This is a genomic window from Pseudonocardia sp. ZF1, from assembly GCF_056835605.1.
Genome location: NZ_JAJNBY010000001.1, coordinates 1,889,485 through 1,912,559, shown reverse-complemented (window position 1 = coordinate 1,912,559; position 23,075 = coordinate 1,889,485). Strand labels below are relative to the sequence as shown.

Below are 23,075 nucleotides of genomic sequence, written 5' to 3'. Positions count from 1 at the left end.
CCATGCATCCCCACCCCTGCCCCGCCCCACCCCCGCCGCGGTGGCTCCGACCGGCCGACCTCGCACAGGTTCCTGCGACCTCGCACACCCCGCAGAGGCTGCGAGGTCGCAGAACGGTCTGCGAGGTCGAGCGCTCACGCGGCACGGTCCAGGGCACGGTGCAGGCGGGCGACGGTCGGGGCGAACGACGCCGCGCTGCGCAGGTCGCCCCACACCCAGCGCACCACAGCGACTCCCTCGGCCCGGATCGCGTCCTCCCGCAGCTTCTCCCGCCACAGGACCTCCTCGAGGTCGCCGCCGGGGTCGAGCCGCCGGCCGTACTTGATGCGCCCGTCGAACTCCCCCGCCACCCGGGCCTGCTCCCACCAGAAGTCGACCCGGCCGAGGAACCGTCCCGCCGGATCCCGCAGCTCCTGCTGGGTGGCCGCTGCGGGCAGGCCGCAGGAGTGGAGGAGGAGCCTGCTGCGGGTCTCCCCCGGGCCGTCCGCGCCGCCGTCGGCCGCGGCGAGCACCCGGCGGGCGGCCGGGGTACCGGGACGTCGCGCGGACCGGGCCACGGCTGCAGCGAGTTCGTCGGCGGTGACGGCTCCGGCGTGCAGCGCCGCGTCGGTGACCGCGACCGCCACGACGAAGGGCAGAGCGCGGGCCAGGTCGACGACCGTGCGCGGGACCGTCGTCACCGGGACGCCGTCGACGACGGTGATCTCGTCCGCGGCGAGCGTCGCCGCATGGACCCGCGCCGACGGCGCCGTCCGCGCACCGCTGCGCCGGTTCCTGGTCACCTCCACCCGGTCGAGCGGGACCCGCCACAGCCCGATCCCGTGCATCGCGGCCGCCGAGACGTGGCTGAACACCGCGTCCGGGGACAGGGTGCGGACCGCCGCACGCACCGTCTGCCGGTGTCGTTCCACCCGTCCGAGGTCACCGGCTCCGACGTAGGCGCCGCGGCGCAGCCGGACGAGTCGGCCCGAGGCCCGGAGCCTGCGGAGCTCGTCGTCGCCCACGCCCGCCGCGACCAGGTCCCGGCGCAGCACGGGGGCGGGCGAACCGTGCGCCGGTCGCGGGTCGGGGTCCATGTCCCCACCGTCGCCGTGCACCGGGAGCGGGGGAAGCCCGTCACCCGTCCGGCCGTGGACGGTCCCGGCTCGCGCCGGGCGTCGAGCGCGTGCTGTGGACAACCCGGCCCCGCCGGACCTCGCACATCGTCCCTGCGACCTCGCACCGTCTGCAGCGGCTGCGAGGTCGCAGGACGATGTGCGAGGTCGGGGTCAGCTCAGCAGGCTGGGGTGGTGGACGGGGGCGGCGCCGGCGGCCACCGTGATCAGGGACTCGTAGGTCGCCTCCGTGGTCGTGTCGGCCTCGGCCAGCAGCGGGTGCACGTGCTCACGGACCTCGAACGGGCCCAGGGCGCGCCGGTAGGCGTCGACGGAGTCGAAGCGGACGGTCAGGACCCACTGCCCGGCGTCCTCGATCGCCCGGCCCGCCTCACCCCCGCGGCAGCCCGGCCGGGCGGCCAGGAGCTCCAGCGCGCGGGCCGCGCGCGCGGTGAACGCGGCCTCCTCGGAGGGGGACACGCGGAAGCGGCAGACCAGCAGCACGACGCGACGATAACGAACACGCCTACCATGTCGGGTGCGGCCGGCACGGCACAGCAGCGCCGGGGGGTGTGGCCGCCGCCTCCGGGGAACGGACGGGTCCACCACATGTCTGCCGCAGCCCAGACCACGCACGCACCGGGAGCCGGCCCGGGTGCGGACGACGACCACCATCCCGCGCCCGAGCCCGGCCCGACCCGCGACCCGCGCACCCTGGCCGCCGCGGGCGACCTGCTGCGGGCACTCGCCGCACCGGTCCGGATCGCCATCGTCCTGCAGCTGCTGGAACACTCCCGGTGCGTGCACGACCTGGTGGACGCGCTCGGGGTCACCCAGCCCCTGATCAGCCAGCACCTGCGGGTCCTCAAGGCCGCCGGGGTGGTCGAGGGCGAGCGGAAGGGCCGTGAGGTGCTGTACTCGCTGGTGGACGACCACCTGGCACACATCGTGGTGGACGCCGTCGCCCACGTCGAGGAGGACACGTGACGGAGACGACCGACCGGACGACCGCGGCGACGATCACGCAGCGGTCCACCGCCGGGCCGCGCGGCATCCGCGCCACCCGGCAGCGGGCCGCCGTCACCGCGCTGCTCGACCGTCTGGAGGACTTCCGGTCCGCCCAGGAGATCCACGAGGAGCTGCGGCGCGCCGGTGAGGGCATCGGTCTGACCACGGTCTACCGGACGCTGCAGACCCTCGCCGACGGCGGCGAGGTCGACGTGCTGCGGGTCGCGTCCGGTGAGGCGGTCTACCGGCGCTGCGAGACCGAACACCACCACCATCATCTGGTGTGCCGCCGGTGCGGCGCCGCCGTCGAGATCGAGGGCCCCGCGGTGGAGTCCTGGACCGAGTCGGTCGCACAGAAGCACGGCTTCACCGAGGTGTCGCACACCCTGGAGATCTTCGGCCTCTGCGGCCGCTGCTCGGCGGGTTGACGCCCGGGGCTCAGTCCCCGCAGCCGGGGACGGCCGGCAGCTCCCGGTCCCGGGCGAACGGGTCGGCCGGGCGCGGGTCCGGGGTGGGCGCCCACCGGCCGTCGACGAGGGCGTAGGTCCAGGCCGGACCGCGCCGCGCCAGGTCGGTCAGCGCGTCGACCAGCCGGTCGACGTCGGAGGAGCCGGTGCGCAGGCCCAGCGAGGCGCGCACCGCATCGCGGCCGCCGGTGAGCCGCTCCAGCAGCGGGTGCGCGCAGAACCGCCCGTCGCGGACGCCGATGCCGTACTCGGCGGACAGCGCCGCCGCGACGAGGCCGGCGGGCAGCTCGCCGAGGGTGAACGAGACGGTCGCGGTGCGGTCGGCGTCGGGCCCGTCGTCGAAGCAGGACAGGATCCGCAGGCCGGGAACGGTCGCCAGGCCCGCGCGCAGCCGGGCGGCGAGCTCGCGCTCGTGGGCGGGCACGGCGTCGTCGATCAGGTCCTCGAGGGTGCGGCAGGCCGCGCCCAGCGCGGCGGCGCCGAGCACGTTCGGGGTGCCGCCCTCGTGGCGCTGCGGCGCGGGCAGCCACTCGGTGACGGTGCCGCCCGGGCCGTCGACGGCGTCGTCGGCCGTGACGCCGACCGACCGGACCGCTCCCCCGCCCGCGACGTGCGGCTCGGCGGCGTCGAGCCAGTCCCGGCGGCCGACGAGGACCCCGGCACCGTAGGGCGCGTAGAGCTTGTGCCCGGACAGTGCGACGTAGTCCGCGCCCCACCCGGCCAGGTCGACACGCCGGTGCGGGGCGAGCTGCGCGGCGTCGACGCACAGCCGGGCGCCCGCGGCGTGCGCGATCCGGGCGATCTCGGCGACCGGGAGGAGCTCGCCGGTCACGTTGGACGCACCGGTGACCGCGACCAGCGCGGCGTCGGGACGGGCGGCGAGCTCGGCCCGCAGTGCGTCGAGGGTCGCGGCGATACCGTGGCCGGCCCGCACGACCCGGTGCTCGGCGCCGCCGGTACCGCCCCGCCAGGCCAGCAGCGTCGCGTGGTGCTCCAGGTCGAGGGTCACCACCGGGCCGGGCACGGCGCGGGCGAGCAGGCCGAGCGCGTCGGTGGTGTTGCGGGTGAACACCACGACGTCGTCGGCGCGGGCCCGGACGAACCGGGCGACGTCGGCGCGGGCGTTCTCCACCAGGGCGGTGCAGACCTTCGAGGTCCAGCCGGCGCCGCGGTGCACGCTGCCGTGGTAGGGCAGCACCTGCGCGACGTGCGCGGCGACGCTCTCCAGCGCCGGCGCCGACGCGGCGGAGTCGAGGTCGCAGTAGCGGGCCCACCTGCCGTCGACGAGCGGGACGGTGAGGTCCGCGCCGACGACACGGGGCAGCGCGTGCTGGACGGGACGCGACAGGGCGAGGGTCATGATCGGGCCTCCGGCCGATCTCGGGGACCCGGCGTGGCGCACGGATCCGCGCTTGCCGACTGCGGGTGTCGCGTCGGCCCGGTCATCACCCGGGGCACCCCACCGCGGAGGAGGGTTGCCGTCCAGCGAGCCGGGGCTTCGCGCTGGCACTCGTGACCTTCGCCGCCGAAGCTAGCAGACCGTCTCAGAAGGAGACACCGTGACCGTCGCCACCCCGGATAGCGTCTGAACGATGACCGACACGCAACCCGCCCCGGGCACGGTACGGCGGATCGACGTCCCGGAGTCCGGCGAGCTTGCCCAGCTGGCGGCGGTGTTCGACGACCTGCAGTACGTGCTGCAGTGTTGCGAGCACCTGGTGACCGCGCTCGGCGGTCCGGAGTCCGGTCCGGTCCGGGTGGCCGCCGACCCGGCCCTGGTCGAGGCACTGTGGACCGGTGCGGTGATCGGCTACGTGCGCTGCTTCTCCGGCCGCACGAAGACCCTCACGAAGGACGACCTGTCCACCCTGGAGCTCGAGGGTGACGTCACCGGGTTCCACGACATGATGGCGACGCTGCGCGACCACTACGCGTCGCGGCACGTCAACCCGCGTGAGTCCTACGAGATCGGCGTCGCCCAGTCCAACGACGGCGCCCCGCGCGGTGTCGCGGTCGTCTCCACCCCGCGCCCCCAGGTCGACGAGACCACGGTGCGGCTGCTCGGCCGGGTCGCCTACCGCCTGTCCGGGCTGGTGGACGCGCGGATGACCAAGGCCCAGAACGACGTGCTGGGCGTGGCGCACGCGATGACCGCGGGCCAGCTGGCGGCACTGCCGATCGTGCACCTCAGCGACTCCGGGGACGCCGCCGGGGAGACCACGGACACCGACGGCTGACGGGTGCGGCCGTCCGTGCATGGACGGCCGCACACCGGCTACCCGGTCACCGAACGTCCACGACGAGAGGTGACCCATGACAGCCCGTACGACGACCGCCGACGCCGTCCGCAGCGCCCTGCACGGTCTGGAGTTCCCCGCTTCCAAGGACGACCTGGCGTGGACCGCCGAGCGCAACGGCGCCGACGCCGCGACGGTCGAGGCCCTCCGGGCGGTCCCGGCCGAGGAGTACTACACCTCGATCGGTGCCGTGGTCTCCGCCACCGACCTGCGCGAGGACGACCCGGCCGCGCAGACCGCGGGCGACACCGACGGGGAGACCCGCGAGGAGACCGAGCAGCTGCGCCGGCAGCGACGCACCGGACACAACGCCTCGGGCCTGTCGGAGTCCGGCACGGACGCCGACCCGGTCAACCCGATCGCCGAGGAGCTCGGGACCAACCGCAAGAAGTGACCGGGCCACGGCCGGGGGTGCGCCCCCGGCCGGGCGGTCTCAGCTCTCGACCAGCTCCGCGCGCATGCTCGACGCCGAGGACACGACCAGCATCAGCAGGGTGCCCATCGGCCCCTCGCCCAGCCCGGCCGCGGGGAAGGCGTAGCGCAGGGTCACGTCCCAGCCGCGCTCGCCGCGCACCACCCGGGGCGTGCCGAACAGGCCCTCCCCCACCCCGAGGCCGACCCGGCGCGGCACGTCGTGCTCCGGGTCGGCGGACTCCGGCAGGTCCCACGCGACGACGCAGGTCAGGTTGAGGACGGGCAGACCCTCCTCCAGCTCGGTGCCCTGCACCACGCACAGCACGCCGCCGTGGGCGAAGGTCAGCGCGCCGTCGTCGTCGGTGGTGACGTCGTGGAACCGCTCCAGCGCCCCCTTGGCGGTGGTGAGCATCCCGGAGATCACATCGGTGGTCACGGTGTCACTCCATCGTTCGGGACGGCGGCGGCGGCCGTGTCGATGCTCGCGTCCGCTCCGCGACGCTCGGAAGCTCCCCCGAAACGCCGGTCCCGGCGCGCGTAGATCTCGATCGCCTGCCAGATGTGGCGGCGGTCGAAGTCCGGGAACAGCGTGTCCAGGAAGACCATCTCGGCGTAGGCGCTCTGCCAGAGCAGGAAGTTCGACGTCCGCTGCTCCCCCGAGGAGCGCACGAACAGGTCGACGTCGGGCATGTCCGGCTCGTCGAGGTACCGGGCCAGCATCCGCTCGTCGATCTTGTCGGGGTTGATCCGGCCCTCCGCGGCGAGGCGCGCGAGCTGCCGCACGGAGTCGACGATCTCGGCGCGGCCGCCGTAGTTGACGCACATGGTCAGGTTCAGCACGTCGTTGCCGCGGGTGCGCTCCTCGGCGATCTCCAGCTCCTTGATCACCGAGCGCCACAGCCGCGGGCGCCGGCCCGCCCAGCGGACCCGGACCCCCATCGCGTCCATCTCGTCGACGCGGCGGCGGATCACGTCGCGGTTGAAGCCCATCAGGAACCGGACCTCGTCGGGGCTGCGCCGCCAGTTCTCGGTGGAGAACGCGTACGCCGACAGCCAGCGCACGCCCAGGTCGATGCAGCCGCGGGCGACGTCCATCAGCGAGGCCTCGCCCCGCTTGTGGCCCTCCGTGCGGGGCAGGCCGCGGGCGTTGGCCCAGCGGCCGTTGCCGTCCATCACCAGGGCGACGTGGCGTGGCACCAGCTCCGGCGGGATCGCCGGGGGCCGGGCACCGGACGGGTGCGGTGCGGGAGGCTGGAACGGCACGTCGCCGACCTTACGTCGGGGACGGCGGACGGGTTCAGTCGCGGTGGTCGGGCTGCGGCCAGGCCGGCACGGCCGGGTCCTCCAGCCGCTCGATGGTCTCGCGCAGCCGGCGCATCCCGCGGTGCCCGCGGATCCGGTCGGCCTCCGACATCGGCTCGGACTCGTCGGGCCGGATCACCGGCAGCATCGGGATGGCCGGCCACGCGCCGTCCTCGGTGCGGGCCCGGACCTGACGCATCGCGCGGGTGGGCCCGTCCTGCGGGGACTCCGGCATCGCCTCGGTGCGGACCGGGAACTGCTGGGTCGGCGGCACCGGGATGCGCTGCGTGGCGGCCGGGAGACGGTGGGTGCGACCGGTGTGGTCGTCGTCCGGCGGCGGGGTGTGGGGTCGGTTCACGACTGCCTCTCCGACGGGGCTGGGGTCCCCTCGATCACAGGAGCGTAACGAGACGGCGGAACCGGTTGCCCGTCGAAAGCGATGATCACCCGGTGGAGTCGGCGGAAGTCCCGTACGACGCGACCGGCGGCACCGAGAGGGCCGGCACGCCCGTACGTCAACCGCTCGACGGAGCGGACGGCCCGCTCACGGCACCCCACACCGGACACAAGTCCGACCGAACTAGCCGGGGAGCGCGTCCGGGGGTGTCGCGGTTCCGCCGTCCGGCGGTTCCGGGGCGGGCCCCGGCACCCCGGGTGCGACGGCGGCGGCGGGCCGGACCCGGGCGCGGCGGTCGACCAGGGGCAGCGAGCGCAGCTGCCGCTCCAGGTGCCACTGCAGGTGCGCCGCGACCAGGCCGCTGGCCTCACGCCGGGTCGGTGTGCCCGAGGCGTCCGCGGTGTCCCAGTCGCCGTGCAGCAGCGCGGACAGCAGGGCCACCGTCTCGGTCGCCGGGGTCACCGAGCCCGGCGGGCGGCAGCGCGGGCACACCATGCCGCCCCCGGCGACGGTGAACGACCGGTGCGGGCCGGGGGTGGCGCAGCGCGCGCACTCCGACAGCGACGGCGCCCACCCCGCGTGGCTCATCGCCCGCAGCAGGAACGCGTCGAGCACCAGGGCCGGTTCACGGGCGCCGTCGGCCAGCGCCCGGGTGGCGCCGAGCAGCAGCAGGTACACCCGCAGGCTCGGCTCACCCTCCTCGGACACCAGCCGGTCCGCGGTCTCCAGGATCGCGCAGCCGCAGGAGTACGCCGACCAGTCCGCGACGATCGCCGGGGCGAATGCGTCGACGGTCTGGGCCTGGGTGACCACGTCCAGCGTGCGCCCGGTGTAGCACTGGACGTCGACGTGGTTGAACGGCTCCAGCCGTGCGCCCCACCGCGACCGGGTGCGGCGCACGCCCTTGGCGACCACCCGGATCTTGCCGTGCCGGCGGGTCAGCATCGTGATGATCCGGTCCGCCTCGCCCAGCTTCTGCACCCGGAGCACGATCCCGGTGTCGCGGTAGAGCTGGGCCACGCACCCAGTCTAGGTCCTGCTCAGAACCCCAGCTTGCGCAGCTGCTTCGGGTCCCGCTGCCAGTCCTCGGCGATCTTCACGTGCAGGTCGAGGTGCACCCGGGTGCCCAGCAGCTTCTCGATCTGGCGACGGGCGTCGCTGCCGACCTGCTTGAGCCGGGCACCGCCCTTGCCGATCACGATGCCCTTCTGGCTGGACCGCTCGACGTAGATGATCGCGTAGATCTCCAGGAGGTCCTTCTTCTCGATCGTCTCCTCGACGACGACGGCGATCGAGTGCGGCAGCTCGTCGCGCACGCCCTCCAGCGCCGCCTCCCGCACGAGCTCGGCGACGAGCACGTCGGTCGGCTCGTCGGTGAGGTCGCCGTCCGGGTAGAGCTGCGGGCCCTCCGGCAGCAGTCCGACCAGCAGGTCCGAGAGCAGCGACACCTGGAAGCCCGACCGCGCCGAGGTCGGCACGACGTCGGTGAACTCCATCAGGGCCGACACCTCGGTGAGCCGCTCGGCGACCTGCTCGGGGCGGGCGGTGTCGGTCTTGGTGACGACGGCGACCACCGGGGTGTGCGCGGCGATCCGCCGCAGCTCCTCGGCGATGAACCGGTCGCCCTTGCCGACCTTCTCGTTCGCGGGCACGCAGAACCCGACGACGTCGACCTCGGACCAGGTCTCGCGCACCAGGTCGTTGAGCCGCGACCCGAGCAGGGTCCGCGGGCGGTGCAGCCCCGGGGTGTCGACCAGGACGATCTGGGCGTCCGGGCGGTGCACGATCCCGCGGATCGCGTGCCGGGTGGTCTGCGGGCGCGAGGAGGTGATCGCGATCTTCTCCCCGACCAGCGCGTTGGTCAGCGTCGACTTGCCGGCGTTGGGCCTGCCGACGAAGCAGGCGAACCCGGACCGGAAGCCCTCGGGCTGTGCGCCGGTCACGCCGCACCCAGCCGGTCGAGGATCTCGCGGCCGATCGGCAGGGCCGCCGTCGCCGCCGGGGACGGTGCGTTCAGCACGTGCAGGATCGAGCCGGGGCGGCCCGCGCCGTCCGGACCGGCCTGGTCGAGGAACAGGAAGTCGTCGACCAGGGTGCCGTCGGCCTTCACCGCCTGGGCCCGCACCCCGGCGCCGGCCGGGTGCAGGTCGGCGGCGGTGACGTCGGGCAGCATCCGCTGGATCTGGCGGACCATCGCCCGCGTCGACAGCGAGCGGCGGACCTCGCCGATGCCGTAGCGCCAGTGCGTGCGCGCCACCTTGACCATGCCGGGGTAGGTCAGCGTGCCCAGCAGCTCCTTCGGCCTGACCGTGCGCCAGTCGTAGCCCTCGCGGGCCATCGCGAGCACGGCGTTCGGGCCGGCGTGGACGGTGCCGTCGATGCCGCGGGTGGCGTGCACCCCGAGGAACGGGAACGCCGGGTCGGGCACCGGGTAGATCAGGCCGCGGACCAGCGAGGCGGCCCGCTCGGAGAAGCCGGAGTACTCGCCGCGGAACGGCACGATCCGCACCCCGGGATCGGCGCCGGCCAGGCGGGCGAGCTCGTCGCAGCGCAGGCCGCCGCAGACGACCGCGCGGGTGCCGAGCAGGTCACCGCGGGTGGTGCGCACGACGACGTCGGACGGGCGGCGGGCGAACCCGGTGACGGTGCGGCCCAGGTGGACCTCGCCGCCGTTCTTCTCCACCAGCTCGCCCAGCTTCTCCGCGACCAGCCGGTAGTCGGTGATGCCGGTCGAGGGCACCCACAGCGCGGCGAGACCGCGGACGTCGGGCTCGTAGGTGCGGATGCCGTGCTCGTCGAGGCGGTGGTTCTCCACGCCGTTGACGTCGCCGCGGCGGGCCAGCTCGTCGAGCCGGGGCAGCTCCTCGGGCTCGGTCGCGACGACGAGCTTGCCGCACACCTGGTGCGGCAGGTCGTGCTCGCGGCAGAACGCGATGGTCTCGGCACACCCGGCGACGGCCAGGCGGGCCTTGTAGCCGCCCGGCGCGTAGTACAGCCCGGAGTGCACGACGTTGGAGTTGTTGCCGGTCTGGTGGTTCGCCAGGCGCTGCTCACGCTCGACGACGGCGACGCTGAGCCCGTTGCGGGTGGCGGCGTACGCGGTGGCCAGGCCGACGATCCCACCGCCGACGACGACCAGGTCGTAGCGCGGTGTCGCGGGCAGCCCGGTCACCGGGCACGCTCCGCGGGGATGGTCGTGCGGGCAGCCATCAGGTCCTCCTCGCGTCCCACCCGTGGCGGGACGGTCACGTCCGTCGGTCGCTCCCCGTGGCGGGGGCGGCCAGGTCAGTGCCGGTCGGCGCCGGCGTGCTCGGTGGGGTCGCCCGCGACGTGGTCGGGCACGTCGGACTCCCGGGTGTCCCCGCGCGGCTCGTCGTGGTCGGTGTCCTCGGTCTCGGCCGGGTCCAGCGGGCTGACCAGCACCGAGGTGATGCGGACACGGCCCCGGGCGTCCTTGCCGCCCTCGCCCTGCAGCCGCAGCAGGCCGTCCAGCTCCGCGGTGGCGCCGGGCAGCGGCACCTTGCCCAGCCGCTGGGCGAGCAGCCCGCCGACGGTGTCGACGTCGGCGTTCTCCAGCGCCTCGTGCAGCTCGTCCTCGCGCGGGGTGCCGCGGAACCGGCCGGCGAACAGCTCCTCGAGGTCCTCGGCGGGCAGCCGGGCGGAGACCCGGAAGGCGCCGTCGGAGGCCTCGGCGACCTCGGGCACCTCCTCGGTGTCGTACTCGTCGGTGATCTCGCCGACGATCTCCTCCAGGATGTCCTCGATCGTCACCACGCCCGCGGTGCCGCCGTACTCGTCGACGACCACGGCCATGTGGTTGCGGGTGCGCTGCATCTCGCGCATGAGGTCGTCGCTGCGCTTGGAGTCCGGCACGAAGGCCGCGGGGCGCAGGATGTCGAGCAGCGGGACCTCGCGCTCCCCGCGCCGGGCCTCCTCGCGGGCCCGGACCAGGTCCTTGAGGTAGGCGATGCCGATGACGTCGTCCACGCCCTCGCCGAGCACCGGGATGCGTGAGTAGCCGCTCTTGAGCGCCAGGCGCAGCACCTTCTCCACCGGGGTGTCGCGCTCGGTCCAGATCAGGTCGGGCCGCGGCACCATGATGTCGCGGACCGGGGTCTCCCCCAGCTCGAACACCGAGTGGATCATCTTGCGCTCGCCCTCGTCGACCACGCCGCGGTTGCTGGCCATGTCGACGAGCTCGCGCAGCTCCACCTCGGTGGAGAACGGGCCGTCGCGGAAACCGGGGCCCGGGGTGATCGCGTTGCCCAGCAGGATCAGCAGCTTCGCCAGCGGGGACAGCACGACGCCGATCGCGCGGATCGGGCCCGCGAGCAGCAGCCCGATCCGGTACGGGTGCTGGCGGCCCAGCGTCCGCGGGCCGACCCCGACCAGGACGTAGCTGGCGAGCACCATGAGAACGCCGGTGAGCAGCAGCCCGATCCAGGTGGCGGAGAACAGCGGCGCGAGCGCGACGGCCAGCAGGATGATCGCGACCGTCTCGCAGGTGACCCGCAGCAGCATCAGCAGGTTGACGTGCCGCGGCCGGTCCGCGACGACGGCGGCGAGCGCCCTCGCGCCGGCGCGGCCGGCGCGCACCACGGCGTCCACCCGGGCCCGCGAGATCGACATGAGGGCCGAGTCCGCGGCGGCGAACACCCCGGCCAGCAGCACGAGCAGGACCGTCGCGACGATCAGCCAGACGGTGGTCACTTCTGCTCCTCGGAGAACGTGGTCGTGGGTCTACCGGTCACCGGCCGGACTCGTCCTCGAAGCCGGCGGCACCGAGCAGGCGGTCGTCGCTGCGCTTCTGGGCGTCCCGGGCGCGCTCGGCGGCCCGGTCGGACCGCCAGCGGACCAGCAGCCGGTTCTGCAGCGCGAACATCTCGCGCTCGTCCTCGGGCTCGAGGTGGTCGTACCCCAGCAGGTGCAGGATGCCGTGCACGGTCAGCAGGTGCAGCTCGTCGGCCAGGGTGTGCCCGGCCTTGCGCGCCTGGTCCCGGGCGAAGGCCGGGCAGAGCACGACGTCGCCGAGCAGGGCGGGGCCCAGGTCCGGCGCGTCGGGGCGCCGGGTGTCCTCGGACAGGGAGTCCATGGGGAACGCCATGACGTCGGTGGGGCCCGGCTCGTCCATCCAGCGGACGTGCAGCTCCTCCATCGCGTCCAGCCCGACGGCGGTGATCGCCAGCTCGGCGGACGGGCTCACCTTCATCGCGTCCAGCGCGTACCGGGCGACCGACACGATCTGCGCCTCGTCGACCGTGATCCCGGACTCGTTGACGACCTCGATGCTCACGCCGCCGCTGCCCTGCCCCTGCTCGCCGATACGGATGTAGGGGGCAGCCTAGACGGCCGTACCGACGGTCCCGGTGCCACCCGCCCCCCGGTCACCGCCGCCGGTCGGGACGCCGCGCGGGGCCGTTGCGGGGTGCGCCGTTGCCGACGGCGGCCGCGCGGTGCTCGGACGCGTCGAACCGGGCGTAGGCGTCGACGATGTCGGACACCAGGCGGTGCCGGACCACGTCGGCGCTCTCGAGCCGGGAGAAGTGCACGTCGTCGACGCCGTCGAGGATGTCCTGCACGACGGCCAGGCCGGACCGGGCGTTGCCCGGGAGGTCGACCTGGGTGATGTCGCCGGTCACCACGATCCGCGAGCCGAAGCCGAGCCGGGTGAGGAACATCTTCATCTGCTCGGGCGTGGTGTTCTGCGCCTCGTCGAGGATGATGAACGCGTCGTTGAGGGTGCGGCCGCGCATGTAGGCCAGCGGCGCGACCTCGATCGTCCCGGCGGCCATCAGCTTCGGGATGGACTCGGGGTCGATCATGTCGTGCAGCGCGTCGTAGAGCGGGCGCAGGTACGGGTCGATCTTCTCGAACAGCGTGCCGGGCAGGTAGCCCAGCCGCTCCCCCGCCTCGACCGCGGGCCGGGTCAGGATGATCCGGTTGACCTGCTTGGCCTGCAGCGCCTGCACGGCCTTGGCCATCGCCAGGTAGGTCTTGCCGGTACCGGCCGGGCCGATGCCGAAGACGATGGTGAACGCGTCGATGGCGTCGACGTAGCGCTTCTGGTTGAGCGTCTTGGGCCGGATGGTCTTCCCGCGCCGGGACAGGATGTCCAGGCTCAGCACCTCGGCCGGGGACTCGCCCAGGCGCTCGTCGGCGGTGTTCTCCGCCGAGAGCATCTGCACGGTGCGGCGCACGGTGTCCGCGCCGACCAGCTGGCCGCGCTCGGCCAGGGTGATCAGCTCGGTGAAGACCCGCTCGGCGAACGCGACGTCGCCCGGGTCCCCGGACAGGGTCAGCTCGTTGCCGCGGACGTGGACGTCGGCGGTCAGCTCCTCCTCGGCGGCGCGCAGGCTGTCGTCACGCGAGCCGAGCAGGGACAGGAGGGCGGTGTCCGGCACGGCCATCCTCGACCGGACGGTCCCGCCCGGTGCTACGTCGGACCGCTCGTCGGTCCGAGGGGTGGGGCCGGGTTCGGTGCCGGTCAAGAGTGTGTTCGCCTGCCTCGTACGTCGGGTCGCCGGACTGCACCGATCGTACCGGTCGGACCGCCGACGGCACCCGGGGATTCTCCCCGCGGATCAGGCGGGGGTGCTCAGCCGTTCCACGGCCTGCAGCGCGGCGGCCCAGCCGGGGTGGGCGACGTCGATGAGCTGCAGGTGGTTCGCGCCCTCGACCCGCACGAGCTCCGACCGGTCACCGGCGGCCGTCGCGGCGGCGACGAAGTCCTCGCTCTGGGAGAGCGGGACCACCTCGTCGGCGGTGCCGTGCACGCACACCGACGGCACGCCGAGCGGGACGGCCTCCAGCGGGCTGGTCGCCCGGAAGCGGGCCGGGTCGGCGCCCGGGGTCGCCGCGACGAGGTCGGCGACGGCCCCGTCGCCGAGCAGCGTCCCGCCTGCCAGGTCGAGCACCCCGGCCAGCGAGACCACCCCGGCCGGGCGGACCACGGGCGTCGCGCCCGGGTCGCCGGGGGCGAGCGTCGCGCGCATCGCCAGCCAGCCCGCGAGGTGTCCGCCCGCCGAGTGCCCGAGCACGACGAGCCGGCGCAGGTCGAGCCGGGTGGAGCGCAGGGTGGCGAGGTGGTCGGCGGCCATCGCGACGTCGTCGAAGGTGGAGGGCCAGCCGCCGCCGGCGCCCACCTTCCGGTACTCGATGTTCCAGACCGCGAAGTCCGCCGCGACCAGCGCGTCGACGACCGGGCGCATGATCGTGAGGTCGGTGCCGGCCCGCCAGAAACCGCCGTGCACGACGATCACGGTGCCGCGGGGCAGGTCCCGGCTCGCCGGGAAGGTCAGCTCGCCGAACTGGTCGGGCTGGCCGCCGTAGGCCATCCGCTCGGTCCGCGGGGCGGTCTCGTCGCGCGGGGGCCGCCGCGGGGCCGCGGGGGCGTCGTTGCCGCAGGCGCCGAGCAGCGGGGTGGCGGCGAGGCCGGCCAGCAGCGCGCGGCGTCCGATCCGGGGAGCGTGGTCACTCACGCGGCGGATGATGACACCCGCGCCCGGTCCCCGACGACCGGTTCGCCGGATCGTGACGCGCGTCGGTCCCTCCGTGCCCTGCTCCCAGGGTCACCCTCGTAGCGCTCTAAGCCCCGAAAGTTCCCCTGGGGGCATCCGGGGCGGGTCGGCGAGGGGGCTCAGCGGGCCCAGCGGCCGGTGCGCACGGCGAGCGCGCCGAGCGCGACGCAGGCCGCGGTGGAGGCCCGCAGCACCTCGGGCCCCATCCGGACCGGGACGGCGCCGGCCTCGGTGAGGCGGTCGAGCTCGGCGTCGTCGACGCCGCCCTCCGGTCCGACGGCGAGCAGCACCTCCCCCGCCGCGGGCAGCGCGACCGAGGCGAGGTCCTCGCCCGCGGACTCGTGCAGCACCAGCGCGGTGTCGGCGGCACCGACCCGGGCGGCGAGCTGCGCGGTGGTCACCGGGCCCGCGACGTCGGGCTGCCACGGGCGGCGGGCCTGCTTGGCGGCCTCGCGGACGGTGGACCGCCAGCGTTCGAGGGCCTTCGCGCCGCGCGGGCCGTCGTCCCAGCGGCTGACGCAGCGGGCCGCCCTCCAGGGGACGAACCCGTCGGCGCCGGCCTCGGTGGCGGTCTCCACGGCGAGCTCGCCGCGGTCGCCCTTGACCAGCGCCTGCGCGACGACGACGCGGACCGCGGGTGCGGGCACCCGGGTCACCTCGTGCAGCCGCACGGTCAGCGCGTCCCGCCCGGCGACGTCGACGACCTCGGCGCGGGCGAGCCCGCCCCGGCCGTCGGACAGCACCAGCGCCTCGCCGGGGCGCAGCCGTCGCACGGTCGCGGCGTGGCGCCCCTCCGGGCCGTCGAGCACCGTGTCGGAGCCCGGGCCCGGGAGGGACCCGACGTCGTCGACCAGGAACAACGGCGCCGTCGTCACCGGGTCAGCGTCCGGTCCAGCTGTCGCGCAGCTTGGAGAACAGGCCGTGCCCGTTGCGGGAGCCGCCGATCAGGTCCGGCTGCTCCTCCCCGCGCAGCTCGGCGAGCCGGCGCAGCAGGTCGGTCTGCTCCTTGTCCAGCCGGGTCGGCACCGCCACCTCGACGTGCACCAGGAGGTCGCCGTGGCCGTCGATGCGCCCGGTGGAGCGCAGCCGCGGCATGCCCTTGCCGCGCAGCGTGCGGACCGTGCCGTGCTGGGTGCCCGCCTCGACGTCGATCTCGGCGACCGAGCCGTCGAGCAGCGGCAACGGCAACGTGGTGCCGAGCGCGGCCGCGGTCATCGGCAGCGGGAGCGTGCAGTGCAGGTCGGCGCCGTCGCGGGTGAACAGCTCGTGCGGCGCCTCCTCCACCTCGACGTAGAGGTCACCGGCGGGACCGCCGCCGGAGCCGACCTCGCCCTGGCCGGACAGGCGCACCCGCATGCCCTCGGCGACGCCCGCCGGGATCTTGACGGCGACGGTGCGCCGCGACCGGACCCGGCCGTCGCCCGCGCACTGGCGGCAGGGGTCGGGGATGACCTCGCCGAACCCGCGGCAGGTCGGGCAGGGCCGTGCGGTGACGACCTGCCCGAGGAACGAGCGCTGCACGCTCTGGATCTCGCCGGAGCCGCCGCAGGTGTCGCAGGCGGTGGGGTGGGTGCCCTCGGCGCAGCCGGAGCCCTGGCACTGGGTGCACAGGACCGCGGTGTCGACGGCGAGGTCGCGCTGCACACCGGCGGCGCAGTCCTCCAGCGTCAGCTCCATCCGGATCAGCGCGTCGGCGCCGGGCTGGACCCGGCTGCGCGGGCCGCGCCCGCGTCCGCCGCCGGCGGTGCCGCCGAAGAACGCGTCCATGATGTCGCTGAACCCGCCGAACCCGGCGAACGGGTCACCGCCGCCACCACCCCCGCCGCGGGCGTCGAGGGGGTCGCCGCCGAGGTCGACGACCCGGCGCTTCTCGGGGTCGGTCAGCACCTCGTAGGCGGCGCTGACCTCCCGGAACCGCTCCTGTGCCGCGGGGTCGGGGTTGACGTCCGGGTGCAGCTCACGGGCGAGCTTGCGGTACGCCCGCTTGATCTCCGAGGCGTCGGCGCCGCGCTCGACGCCCAGGATCCCGTAGTAGTCGCGTGCCACCTGGCTCTTTTCCTCAGTGAAGTACGTACAACGACGATGAAAGGTCTACCGACCGGTCAGGATCTCACCCACGTACCGGGCGACCGCATGCACCGCCGAGATCGTGCCCGGGTAGTCCATCCGGGTCGGCCCGACGACGCCCATCCCGCCCAGCGGGGTACCCGATCCGTACCCCACCGTGACCACGGACGCGGTGCGCAGGTCCTCGGCCTCGTTCTCCTCGCCGATCCGGACCGTCACCAGCCCGGAGTCCTGCGAGGCCGCGAGCAGCCGCATGACCACGACCTGCTCCTCCAGGGCCTCCAGGACCTGGCGCAGCGAGCCGGGGAAGTCGGCGTGGCTGCGGGTCAGGTTGGCCGTGCCGCCCAGCACCATCCGCTCCTCGGGGTGCTCGACGAGGGTCTCGATGAGCACCGTCGCGAGGTGCAGCAGCGGGGTGCGCAGGTCCTCCGGAGCCGTCTCCGGCAGCTCGGCCACGGCCGCGGAGGCCTCGGCGAGCTTGCGACCGCCCAGAGCGTTGCCGAGGATCTCGCGCAGCCGGGCGACGTCGGCGTCGGCGAGCACGTCCCCCAGGTCGACAACGCGCTGGTCGACGCGCCCGGAGTCGGTGATCAGCACCAGCATCAGCCGGGCCGGGGTCAGCTGCACGACCTCGAGGTGGCGGACCGTGGATCGGGTGAGCGTCGGGTACTGCACGACGGCGACCTGGCGGGTCAGCTGCGCGAGCAGCCGCACCGAGCGGCGCAGCACGTCGTCGAGGTCGACGGCGCCGTCCAGGAACGTCTGCACGGCCCGCTTCTCGGCCGACGACAGCGGCTTGACCTGCGAGATCCGGTCGACGAACTGGCGGTAGCCCTTGTCGGTGGGGATCCGGCCCGCGCTGGTGTGCGGCTGCGCGATCAGGCCGTCCTCCTCGAGGACGGCCATGTCGTTGCGCACCGTCGCGCTCGACACCCCGAGATTGTGCCGGTCGACGATGGCCTTCGACCCCACGGGCTCCTGCGTCGACACGTAGTCGGCCACGATGGCCCGCAGCACGGCGAACCGCCGCTCGTCGGCGTTCATCTCCTCGCACCTCCCCCGGTGTGCCCCGTCCATTCTAGGCGCCGTCGTGGCCGCGCGGCCGGGGCACGCGGCGTGGCACGGTGGGTGGGGTGATGTCCGCACGCCGCTTCGGCCGGCGCTCCCTGCTCGTCGGTGCCGGTGCCGTCGCCCTGGTCGCGGTGGGCACGACCGACCGCTGGCTCCCCGTCGGCGACGTCGCCGGGACCCCGGACCCGGCCGCGCTGCGGGCCCGGATCCTGGCGGGTGTCGTCCCCCACTCCGGCCTGGCGACGGCGACCGGCCGGCTCGGGCTGCCCACCGTCGCGCCGATCGGGTCCGCGGCCCGGCTGCTGTCCACGACCACCCGGATCCGCGTCCAGGTCGCCGACGCGGGCCGCTGGCGGGTCGACGAGCTGACCCCGGTCGGCGAGGTCGACACCTACCGCGACGGACAGGTCGAGCGGATCTGGGACTACGGCGCGGACCGGCTGACCACGGTCTCCCCGCTCGCCCCGGTGCGTTTCCCGCGGGCCTCGGACCTCGCCCCGGCCGACCTGGCCCGCCGGCTGCTCGGCGCGACCCCCGACGACCCGGTGACGGCGCTGCCGGCACGGCGGGTCGCCGGGCGGGCCGCGGCCGGGCTGCGGGTGACCCCGGCCGACCCGGACAGCCTGGCCGGGCGGATCGACGTGTGGTCGGTCCCCGTCGGCGACGGCGCCCTCCCGGTCGCGGTCGAGATCGCCGCCCGGGACGGCGCGGGCCCGCTCCTGGAGACGGCGTTCGAGGCGGTGGACGCCGCCGCGCCGCCGGCCGCGGCGCTGGTCCCGGCGCCGCCGTCGTCGGCGGAGCGGGTGCGGGCCCGTCCCGACGACCTGACCGGCTCGCTGCGCGGGGTCGGCGCGGTGCCCCCGCCGGACCGGCTCGCCGGCCGGGACCGGGTGGAGCTGCCGGTGTCCGGGGACGTCCCGGCCGCCGAGCTGCTGCCCGGGGTCGGTGTGTACGGCACCGGGGTCGGCCGGTTCGTGCTGGTCCCGGCCGCACCGGAGGTCGTCGACGGGATCGTGCGCGGCTCGGCCGCCGCGGGCGGGGTGGACGTGGCGGGCCTGCCCGGCGGCTCGGCCGCCCGGGTGGCGACGCCCCTGCTCAGCCTGGTCGTCGCCCGTCGGCGGCGGCGCGGGGTGCTGCTGGCCGGGACGGTGCGGCCCGGTGTGCTGGAGTCCGCCGCCGTCGAGCTGATGGGGACCCGCCGGTGAACGGCCCGGTGGTCGCGACGCACGCGGTGACCAAGCGGTTCGGCCGGGTCACCGCCGTCGACGGCGTCGACCTGGCGGTGCCCGCCTGCTCCCGGTTCGGGCTGCTGGGCCCGAACGGCTCCGGCAAGACGACGCTGGTGCGGATGCTGCTCGGGCTGGTGCACGCCACCTCGGGGTCGATCGAGGTGCTGGGCTCGCCGATGCCGCGGGCCGCCCGCACGGTCCTGCCGCGGGTCGGTGCGCTGGTCGAGTCCCCCGCCGCATGGCCGGGGCTGTCGGGCCGGGCGAACCTGACCCTGCTCGACGCGGCGGGCTCGGTGGGCGGCCCGCTGCACCGGCCCGCCGACCGGCGACGACGCGTGCAGGAGGCCCTGGAGCAGGTCGGCCTGGGCGGGGTCGACCGCCGCCCGGTGCGGGCCTACTCGCTGGGGATGCGCCAGCGCCTGGGCATCGCCTCGGCGCTGCTGCGCGCACCGGAGCTGCTGCTGCTCGACGAACCGACCAACGGCCTGGACCCGCGGGGCATCGGCGAGATGCGCGCCCTGCTGACCGCGCTGAACGAACGGGGCACGACCGTGGTGCTGTCCAGCCACCTGCTCGCCGAGGTGGAGACGCTGTGCACCCGGGTCGGCGTGATGGACGCCGGGCACCTCGTGCTCACCCAGGACCTCGACGAGCTGCGGGCGCCGACCGGCCGGGTCGTCGTCCGCACCCCGGCCCCGGCGGCCGCGGCGCGGGTGCTCGGCCGGGCGCTGGAGTCCGCCGACGGCGACCGGCTCGTGGTCCGCGCCGTCGACCCCGCCGACCTGAACGCGCACCTGGTGCGGGCCGGGGTGCCGGTGGCGTCGCTGGAACCGGAGCGCCGCACCCTGGAACAGGTGGTGCTGGAACGGACCGGTGACGGCTCGGACCGGGTGGCGACGGCCGGGCCGGGGGTGGCGCGGTGATCCTCGTCGAGCTGGCGCTGCTGCTGCGCCGCACCCGGGTGTGGCTGTGCTGGCTGCTGCTGTGTGCGCTGCCGGCGCTCGTCGCGGTGGTCGTGTCGGCCACCGGGATCCTCCCGCCGCCCGGGCAGGGGCCGGCGTTCCTGTCCGCGGTCGCGACGAACGGGCAGATCTTCCCGGCGTTCGCGCTGGCGCTGGTGCTGCCGATCCTGCTGCCGATCACCGTGGCGGTGGTCGCCGGGGACACCGTCGCCGGGGAGGCCGCCGCGGGGACCCTGCGCTACCTGCTGATCCGGCCGGTCGGGCGGCTGCGGCTGCTGGTGGCGAAGCTGGTGTCGGTGGCGTTCTTCGTGGTCACCGCGGTGACGCTGGTGGTGCTGACGTCCTACGCGGTGGGGATCGCGGTGTTCGGCACCGGCACCACCACCGCCACCGGCGGTCTCACCCTGCCCCCGGTCGACGCCGGGCCCGGCTCGGTCGCGTCGCTGTCCGGGACGGTGATCGAACCGGTGGACCTGGCGACCCGGACCGGGCTGACCGTGGCCTACCTGGCGCTGTGCATGCTCACCCTGGGCGCGCTGGGGATCTTCTTCTCCACCCTGACCGACTCCCCGCTCGCGGCGGCGCTGGCGGTGCTCGCGGTCGTGGTGACCAGCGCGTCGCTGCAGGCCCTCGACGCCTCGGCCGCCTTCGTCGACTTCCTGCCGACGGCGCACTGGCTGGCCTGGATCGACCTCTACCGCGACCCGGTCCTCTACGACGCCGCCCGCACCGGGGCGTGGGTGCAGGCGGGCTGGGTCGCCGTCGCCGTCGGGGCGGCGTGGGCGAACCTGGCGACCAAGGACATCGCGAGCTGACCGCCCGCCGCGCCGGGCCGTCTCAGCCCGCGGCGCGCAGGGTGCCGCAGGCGGCCGGGGCCTCGTCGATCGGTGCGGTGGACAGGGCACGGACGACCAGGCCGATCACGGCGTCGTCGGCGGGCAGGCCGCCGTGGCCCACGGTCGAGCCCGGGCACAGCTGCTGCAGCTCCACGTTGACCGCACCGTCGAGGCGGGCCGAGGTCGGCGGGGTGACGACCTGGTCACGGTCGGTCCACACCGACAGCCAGGGCACCACCATCCCGGCCCCGGCGAGCTCCCCCAGCAGCGCCGACCCCGGGGCGAGCTGACGGCACGCCTGCGGGCACGCCTCCGGGGCCACGGCCGCGGCGGAGCCGGCCACCGTCGTCCCGGCCAGCGGGGAGCCGATCGACACGATCCGCCGGGCCCGCGCCGGGCCGTCGTCGCGGATCGCCCACAGCCCCGCGACGACGCCGCCCGCGGAGTAGCCGACGACGTCGACCGACGGCGCCCCGGCGTCGGTGGCGACGGTGACCGCGCGGTCCAGGACCTCCACCTGCCGGTCGAGGTCGCCGGTGCCGTCGCCGTCCAGGGCCAGGACGCGCGCGTCGCGGCCCTGGGTGCGCAGGGCCCCGGCGAGGACCTCCAGGCCGGTGCGGTCGCCGCCGTAGCCGGGGACGAGCAGGACCGGGCCCGGCCGGTCCTGGGCGACGGGCCCGCCGGCTCCGCGGGCCCCCTCGGGCAGGGCCGCGACGACGGCGGCCACCACGCCCAGCGCGACCAGCAGTGCGGCGACGACCAGCAGCGCCCGGCGGCGCGGGCTCACCGGGCCCCCGCCGGGGTGCCGGCGGCCGGGGTGTCGTCGGCGATCAGCAGGTCGGTGACGACCCGGTCGGCCAGCAGCCGTCCGCGGTCGGTCAGCACCGCGCGGCCCGCGGCGTGCGCCGCCGGGTCCAGCAGCCCGTCGGTGACGGCGCGGGCGGCGGCCGCACGACCGCCGTCGTGCAGCAGGGTCAGGGCCATGCCCTCGGCGAGGCGCAGCCGCAGCATGACCCGCTCGGTGTGCCGCTCGTCCGCGGTGAGCTCCTCGCGACCGCCCTCGGGGGTCTCCCCCGCGGCGAGCGCGCCCGCCCAGCGCGCCGGGTGCTTGACGTTCCACCAGCGCGTCCCGGCCAGATGGGAGTGGGCGCCGGGGCCGATCCCCCACCAGTCGCCGTCGCGCCAGTAGCCCAGGTTGTGCCGGCACTCGGCGCCGGGCAGCGACCAGTTCGACACCTCGTACCAGGACAGCCCGGCGTCGCGCAGCCGCGCGTCGAGCAGCTCGTAGCGAGTGGCGGCGACGTCGTCATCGGGGGCGGGCAGCTCCCCGCGGCGGACCCGGCGGGCCAGTGCGGTGCCGTCCTCGACGATCAGCGCGTAGGCCGAGACGTGGTCCACCCCCGCGTCGAGGACGGCGTCGGCGGAGGCGCGCAGGTCGTCGTCGGTCTCGCCGGGGGTGGCGTAGATCAGGTCCAGGTTGACGTGGCCGAACCCGGCGGCCCGGGCCTCCCGGGCGGCGGCGACGGCGCGCCCCGGGGTGTGCGTGCGGTCCAGTACGGCGAGCACGTGCGGGGCGGCGGACTGCATGCCCAGCGAGATGCGGGTGAACCCGCCGGCCCGGAGCCGGTCGAAGAACTCCGGCGAGACCGACTCGGGGTTGGACTCGGTGGTGACCTCGGCGTCGTCGGCGAGCGGGAGGTGCTCGCGGACCGCGTCGAGCATCGCGACGAGCCGGTCGGCGCCGATCAGCGACGGGGTGCCGCCGCCGACGAACACCGTCTCCACGGTGCGGTCCCCCACCGTGCGGGCGGCGAGCGCGATCTCGGCGCGGGCGGCGGCGAGCCAGCCGTCCGGGGACGCGGCGTCGCCCGCGAGCTCGGAGGCGGTGTAGGTGTTGAAGTCGCAGTAGCCGCAGCGGGTCGCGCAGAACGGCACGTGGACGTAGAGCCCGAAGGCCGGCGGCACGGGGGTCACGTCCGGCGAGTGTGCCACCGCCGGGCCGGTGGGTGCCGGGCGCACCTCGGGCCCGGACCGCTCCCCGGCACGTCCGGGGCGCGCGGGACGGGCCGGTCGCGACGGGGTGGCACCCGGGGGCCCCGCGGTGGACGACGGGTTCCACCGGGCCCGTGACCCCGGTGGTTCCGGGTGAACCGGACACCGCGCGGCGAACGTCCGGACCTATCCGCCCACCCCTCCCAGGATGCGAACATCACTTTGTGGCAGGTCCGGACACCGTGGCACCCTGTATCCGTGCCCGCACTCCGTCTCCGCCTCGTGGCGCGTCGCCACGTGGACCTGAACCGGACCCGTAGCGCGCTCTGTCGTCGTCGCTGACCCGACGGCCCCTCCCGAACCGCCCCGGGCCGCTCCGTGCCCTGTCCCGGGCCGGGGTGTGCCCGGTCCGCCCGACATCG

The 23,075-nt window shown here is 75.4% G+C and carries 25 protein-coding genes and 1 riboswitch; of the genes, 7 read left to right on the top strand and 18 right to left on the bottom strand.

Features of this window, described 5'->3' with window-relative positions; all coding sequences use genetic code 11:
- Positions 1 to 134: 134 nt before the first annotated feature.
- Together ZF1_RS09510 and ZF1_RS09505 are read right to left on the bottom strand one after the other, a co-directional pair.
- Positions 135 to 1,076 carry a type IV toxin-antitoxin system AbiEi family antitoxin domain-containing protein gene (locus ZF1_RS09510; protein WP_405418361.1) on the bottom strand — a complete coding sequence of 314 codons (942 nt, stop codon included), beginning with the start codon at positions 1,074 to 1,076 and terminating at the stop codon, positions 135 to 137.
- 192 nt (positions 1,077 to 1,268) lie between these two features.
- Positions 1,269 to 1,598, bottom strand: a complete 330-nt coding sequence (locus tag ZF1_RS09505) for an antibiotic biosynthesis monooxygenase (protein WP_346105315.1) — start codon at positions 1,596 to 1,598, stop codon at positions 1,269 to 1,271.
- Between the two features lie 105 nt (positions 1,599 to 1,703).
- On the opposite strand from ZF1_RS09505, the gene ZF1_RS09500 reads away from it, so the two are divergent.
- Both ZF1_RS09500 and ZF1_RS09495 read left to right on the top strand, forming a co-directional pair.
- Positions 1,704 to 2,081 (top strand): ArsR/SmtB family transcription factor, encoded by a 378-nt coding sequence (locus tag ZF1_RS09500; protein WP_020624590.1) that lies wholly within the window; start codon positions 1,704 to 1,706, stop codon positions 2,079 to 2,081.
- The gene (locus ZF1_RS09495) at positions 2,078 to 2,530 is read left to right on the top strand and encodes a Fur family transcriptional regulator (RefSeq protein WP_373324130.1); all 453 of its coding nucleotides are present in this window, start codon (positions 2,078 to 2,080) and stop codon (positions 2,528 to 2,530) included. The genes ZF1_RS09500 and ZF1_RS09495 overlap by 4 nt, the downstream gene beginning before the upstream one ends.
- A 10-nt stretch (positions 2,531 to 2,540) precedes the next feature.
- Here the strand turns inward: ZF1_RS09495 and ZF1_RS09490 are convergent, their stop codons facing one another.
- The gene (locus ZF1_RS09490) at positions 2,541 to 3,929 is read right to left on the bottom strand and encodes an aminotransferase class V-fold PLP-dependent enzyme (protein ID WP_476654249.1); all 1,389 of its coding nucleotides are present in this window, start codon (positions 3,927 to 3,929) and stop codon (positions 2,541 to 2,543) included.
- 43 nt (positions 3,930 to 3,972) lie between these two features.
- Positions 3,973 to 4,087: riboswitch (SAM riboswitch) on the bottom strand.
- Positions 4,088 to 4,161: 74 nt separating this feature from the next.
- On the opposite strand from ZF1_RS09490, the gene ZF1_RS09485 reads away from it, so the two are divergent.
- Together ZF1_RS09485 and ZF1_RS09480 are read left to right on the top strand one after the other, a co-directional pair.
- Positions 4,162 to 4,806, top strand: coding sequence for a hypothetical protein (locus ZF1_RS09485; RefSeq protein WP_476654248.1), 645 nt, complete (start codon positions 4,162 to 4,164; stop codon positions 4,804 to 4,806).
- A 76-nt stretch (positions 4,807 to 4,882) separates the two neighbouring features.
- Positions 4,883 to 5,260, top strand: coding sequence for a DUF2795 domain-containing protein (locus ZF1_RS09480; RefSeq protein ID WP_083659055.1), 378 nt, complete (start codon positions 4,883 to 4,885; stop codon positions 5,258 to 5,260).
- 39 nt (positions 5,261 to 5,299) lie between these two features.
- Here the strand turns inward: ZF1_RS09480 and ZF1_RS09475 are convergent, their stop codons facing one another.
- The 13 genes from ZF1_RS09475 to hrcA all read right to left on the bottom strand — a co-directional run bounded on the left by ZF1_RS09475 (position 5,300) and on the right by hrcA (position 17,607).
- Positions 5,300 to 5,692, bottom strand: coding sequence for a hypothetical protein (locus ZF1_RS09475; RefSeq protein ID WP_062404463.1), 393 nt, complete (start codon positions 5,690 to 5,692; stop codon positions 5,300 to 5,302).
- A gap of 20 nt (positions 5,693 to 5,712) precedes the next feature.
- On the bottom strand, positions 5,713 to 6,543 hold the full coding sequence (locus ZF1_RS09470) for an isoprenyl transferase (protein ID WP_476654247.1): 831 nt from the start codon (positions 6,541 to 6,543) through the stop codon (positions 5,713 to 5,715).
- A gap of 34 nt (positions 6,544 to 6,577) precedes the next feature.
- Positions 6,578 to 6,940 (bottom strand): hypothetical protein, encoded by a 363-nt coding sequence (locus ZF1_RS09465; RefSeq protein ID WP_062401510.1) that lies wholly within the window; start codon positions 6,938 to 6,940, stop codon positions 6,578 to 6,580.
- 222 nt (positions 6,941 to 7,162) lie between these two features.
- Positions 7,163 to 7,999 carry a DNA repair protein RecO gene (recO, locus tag ZF1_RS09460; protein WP_251784648.1) on the bottom strand — a complete coding sequence of 279 codons (837 nt, stop codon included), beginning with the start codon at positions 7,997 to 7,999 and terminating at the stop codon, positions 7,163 to 7,165.
- 20 nt (positions 8,000 to 8,019) lie between these two features.
- Positions 8,020 to 8,922 (bottom strand): GTPase Era, encoded by a 903-nt coding sequence (gene era / locus ZF1_RS09455; RefSeq protein WP_482637015.1) that lies wholly within the window; start codon positions 8,920 to 8,922, stop codon positions 8,020 to 8,022.
- Complete coding sequence (lhgO, locus tag ZF1_RS09450; RefSeq protein WP_482637014.1) at positions 8,919 to 10,151, bottom strand: L-2-hydroxyglutarate oxidase; 1,233 nt, start codon at positions 10,149 to 10,151, stop codon at positions 8,919 to 8,921. Before lhgO ends, era begins: the two co-directional genes overlap by 4 nt.
- Positions 10,152 to 10,264: 113 nt before the next feature.
- Positions 10,265 to 11,689, bottom strand: a complete 1,425-nt coding sequence (locus tag ZF1_RS09445; protein WP_482637013.1) for a hemolysin family protein — start codon at positions 11,687 to 11,689, stop codon at positions 10,265 to 10,267.
- Positions 11,690 to 11,726: 37 nt separating this feature from the next.
- Entirely contained in the window at positions 11,727 to 12,272 is a 546-nt protein-coding gene (gene ybeY, locus ZF1_RS09440) for an rRNA maturation RNase YbeY (protein WP_251784650.1), read from the bottom strand.
- Positions 12,273 to 12,363: 91 nt separating this feature from the next.
- Complete coding sequence (locus ZF1_RS09435) at positions 12,364 to 13,467, bottom strand: PhoH family protein (protein ID WP_405418373.1); 1,104 nt, start codon at positions 13,465 to 13,467, stop codon at positions 12,364 to 12,366.
- Positions 13,468 to 13,560: 93 nt separating this feature from the next.
- Complete coding sequence (locus tag ZF1_RS09430) at positions 13,561 to 14,457, bottom strand: alpha/beta hydrolase family protein (protein ID WP_226369564.1); 897 nt, start codon at positions 14,455 to 14,457, stop codon at positions 13,561 to 13,563.
- A 158-nt stretch (positions 14,458 to 14,615) separates the two neighbouring features.
- Positions 14,616 to 15,371 carry a 16S rRNA (uracil(1498)-N(3))-methyltransferase gene (locus ZF1_RS09425; RefSeq protein ID WP_482637012.1) on the bottom strand — a complete coding sequence of 252 codons (756 nt, stop codon included), beginning with the start codon at positions 15,369 to 15,371 and terminating at the stop codon, positions 14,616 to 14,618.
- A 4-nt stretch (positions 15,372 to 15,375) separates the two neighbouring features.
- Positions 15,376 to 16,542, bottom strand: coding sequence for a molecular chaperone DnaJ (dnaJ, locus tag ZF1_RS09420; RefSeq protein WP_161151755.1), 1,167 nt, complete (start codon positions 16,540 to 16,542; stop codon positions 15,376 to 15,378).
- Between the two features lie 45 nt (positions 16,543 to 16,587).
- Complete coding sequence (hrcA, locus tag ZF1_RS09415; RefSeq protein ID WP_208824747.1) at positions 16,588 to 17,607, bottom strand: heat-inducible transcriptional repressor HrcA; 1,020 nt, start codon at positions 17,605 to 17,607, stop codon at positions 16,588 to 16,590.
- Positions 17,608 to 17,699: 92 nt separating this feature from the next.
- On the opposite strand from hrcA, the gene ZF1_RS09410 reads away from it, so the two are divergent.
- From ZF1_RS09410 to ZF1_RS09400, 3 genes are read left to right on the top strand one after another with little or no spacing between them, the layout of a single operon-like run.
- Positions 17,700 to 18,839: a hypothetical protein gene (locus ZF1_RS09410; protein ID WP_482637011.1), complete on the top strand. Its 1,140-nt coding sequence runs from the start codon at positions 17,700 to 17,702 to the stop codon at positions 18,837 to 18,839.
- Positions 18,836 to 19,786, top strand: a complete 951-nt coding sequence (locus ZF1_RS09405) for an ABC transporter ATP-binding protein (protein ID WP_482637010.1) — start codon at positions 18,836 to 18,838, stop codon at positions 19,784 to 19,786. The genes ZF1_RS09410 and ZF1_RS09405 overlap by 4 nt, the downstream gene beginning before the upstream one ends.
- Positions 19,783 to 20,640 (top strand): ABC transporter permease, encoded by an 858-nt coding sequence (locus ZF1_RS09400; RefSeq protein ID WP_062401494.1) that lies wholly within the window; start codon positions 19,783 to 19,785, stop codon positions 20,638 to 20,640. The genes ZF1_RS09405 and ZF1_RS09400 overlap by 4 nt, the downstream gene beginning before the upstream one ends.
- A gap of 22 nt (positions 20,641 to 20,662) precedes the next feature.
- Here the strand turns inward: ZF1_RS09400 and ZF1_RS09395 are convergent, their stop codons facing one another.
- Both ZF1_RS09395 and hemW read right to left on the bottom strand, forming a co-directional pair.
- Complete coding sequence (locus tag ZF1_RS09395; RefSeq protein WP_482637009.1) at positions 20,663 to 21,448, bottom strand: lipase; 786 nt, start codon at positions 21,446 to 21,448, stop codon at positions 20,663 to 20,665.
- A complete protein-coding gene (gene hemW / locus ZF1_RS09390) occupies positions 21,445 to 22,635 on the bottom strand; it encodes a radical SAM family heme chaperone HemW (protein ID WP_482637008.1) in 1,191 nt (396 codons plus the stop codon). The genes ZF1_RS09395 and hemW overlap by 4 nt, the downstream gene beginning before the upstream one ends.
- Positions 22,636 to 23,075 lie beyond the last annotated feature (440 nt).

Bases quoted from the DNA above. Each gene is read 5' to 3' on its own strand.
- ZF1_RS09510 (WP_405418361.1), bottom strand. From the start codon at position 1,076: ATGGACCCCGACCCGCGACCGGCGCACGGTTCGCCCGCCCCCGTGCTG.
- ZF1_RS09500 (WP_020624590.1), top strand. From the start codon at position 1,704: ATGTCTGCCGCAGCCCAGACCACGCACGCACCGGGAGCCGGCCCGGGT.
- ZF1_RS09490 (WP_476654249.1), bottom strand. From the start codon at position 3,929: ATGACCCTCGCCCTGTCGCGTCCCGTCCAGCACGCGCTGCCCCGTGTC.
- ZF1_RS09485 (WP_476654248.1), top strand. From the start codon at position 4,162: ATGACCGACACGCAACCCGCCCCGGGCACGGTACGGCGGATCGACGTC.
- ZF1_RS09480 (WP_083659055.1), top strand. From the start codon at position 4,883: ATGACAGCCCGTACGACGACCGCCGACGCCGTCCGCAGCGCCCTGCAC.
- ZF1_RS09475 (WP_062404463.1), bottom strand. From the start codon at position 5,692: ATGCTCACCACCGCCAAGGGGGCGCTGGAGCGGTTCCACGACGTCACC.
- hrcA (WP_208824747.1), bottom strand. From the start codon at position 17,607: ATGAACGCCGACGAGCGGCGGTTCGCCGTGCTGCGGGCCATCGTGGCC.
- ZF1_RS09410 (WP_482637011.1), top strand. From the start codon at position 17,700: ATGTCCGCACGCCGCTTCGGCCGGCGCTCCCTGCTCGTCGGTGCCGGT.